At 67.5% G+C, this 1,923-nt stretch carries 2 protein-coding genes; both read right to left on the reverse strand.

Going from position 1 to position 1,923, the window contains the following annotated elements; all coding sequences use genetic code 11:
- Nucleotides 1-447, reverse strand: a 447-nt coding sequence (locus AC6RA4_RS25235; protein WP_500165033.1) for a methyltransferase domain-containing protein, incomplete at its 3' end; no start/stop codon positions are given.
- The coding region (gene ftsH, locus AC6RA4_RS25240; protein ID WP_500165035.1) for an ATP-dependent zinc metalloprotease FtsH at nucleotides 444-1,923 on the reverse strand (1,480 nt) is incomplete at its 5' end. The genes ftsH and AC6RA4_RS25235, both read right to left, overlap by 4 nt.

The following is a 1,923-nucleotide window of genomic DNA, read 5'->3' on the forward strand; positions in this document are numbered from 1 at the left end:
GGCGAGGCTGAGCCAGAAGCGGTGCGAGGGGGCGTTGTTCTGGTGCGGCATCTGCACCGCCAGCGTGCCGCCGGGGGCCAGCTTGGACGCCAGCAGCGTCAGCAGGTTGGCATGATCGCCGACCCATTGCAGCGCGGCGTTGGAGAAGATCAGCGCCGCGGGCTCCTCGGGCAGCCAGAGCGACAGGTCCTCGGCGACCAGCGCGTCATAGCAGCCGGTGCGCCGCGCCTGCTCGAGCATCGCTGCGCTGAGGTCCACCCCCACCAGCTTGCCGCCAAGCTGCTGCAACGCCGGGCCCACCGCGCCGCTGCCGCAGCCAAGGTCGATCACCGCGCCCTCGGGCAGCGGGCCGACGCTGCGCAGCAGGTCGATGGCGGGGCGCAAACGAAGACCCCGGAATCTGTGATAGAGTCCGGGGTCCCAGTCTGGTGTCTGCGAACCGCTCATGCGGTCGGTTCGGGTTCCATGCCGCCATCGCCGGCGGGCTTGGATTTCGGCTTGGTCTTGGGGATCGCGGTGACGCTGGGCGTGTCGTCGTCCGAGCTGTCGGCGCCGTCGCCGCTCTGCGGCGGCTCACCGTTCATCACGCGCTTGATCTCGTCGCCGGTCAGGGTCTCGTATTCGAGCAGGCCCTGCGCCAGACGCTCCCAGTCGTCCTTGCGGTCGGTGAGGATCTGGAAGGCGCGCTCATAGGCTTCCTGGATGAAGCGGCGCACCTCTTCCTCGATCAGCTCCTTGGTGTGGGCCGAGACCGACAGGCCGGCGGTGTTGCCCTGATAGCCCTCGTGGGCCTCGGAGTAGTCGATATTGCCGATCTTGTCCGACATGCCCCAGCGCAGCACCATGGCGCGTGCCAGTGCCGAGGCTTGCTGGATGTCGCCCGCCGGGCCGTTGGAGACGTTGGGCTCGCCGTATTTGATGATCTCGGCGGCCTTGCCGGCCATGGTCATGGCGAGCTTTTCCTCGCACTCCGACTTGTGCCAGTTCAGCCGGTCGATCTCGGGCAGCGAGACCACCATGCCAAGCGCGCCGCCGCGCGGGATGATCGTCGCCTTGTAGACCGGATCGCATTGCGGCAGGGTCAGGCCCACCACCGCGTGACCGGCCTCGTGATAGGCGGTCTTTTCCTTCTGGTCGGCGGTCAGCACCATCGAGCGGCGCTCGGCGCCCATCATGACCTTGTCCTTGGCGTTCTCGAAATCTTCCATCGTGACAAAGCGGCGGCCGACGCGGGCGGCCATCAGCGCCGCCTCGTTCACCAGGTTGGCGAGGTCCGCACCCGAGAAGCCCGGGGTGCCGCGCGCGATGATGCGCAGATCGACATCGGGGCCCAGCGGGGTCTTGCGGGCGTGCACGCCAAGGATCTTCTCGCGGCCCTTGATGTCGGGGTTGCCGACCATGACCTGCCGGTCGAAGCGGCCCGGGCGCAACAGCGCCGGGTCGAGCACGTCGCGGCGGTTGGTGGCAGCGATGATGATCACGCCCTCGTTGGCCTCGAAGCCGTCCATCTCGACCAGCAGCTGGTTAAGGGTCTGCTCGCGCTCGTCATTGCCGCCGCCATAGCCGGAGCCACGGTTGCGACCGACGGCGTCGATCTCGTCGATGAAGACGATGCAGGGGGCGTTCTTCTTGGCCTGCTCGAACATGTCGCGCACGCGGCTTGCGCCGACGCCGACGAACATCTCGACGAAGTCCGAGCCCGAGATGGTGAAGAACGGCACGCCGGCCTCGCCCGCGATGGCGCGCGCCAGCAGCGTCTTACCGGTGCCCGGAGGGCCCACGAGCAGCGCACCCTTGGGGATCTTGCCGCCGAGGCGCGAGAATTTCTGCGGGTTACGGAGGAATTCGACGATCTCTTCGAGCTCTTCCTTGGCCTCGTCGATACCGGCGACATCGTCAAAGGTGACGCGGCCATGCTTTTCG

Source organism: Salipiger sp. (genome assembly GCF_059781815.1).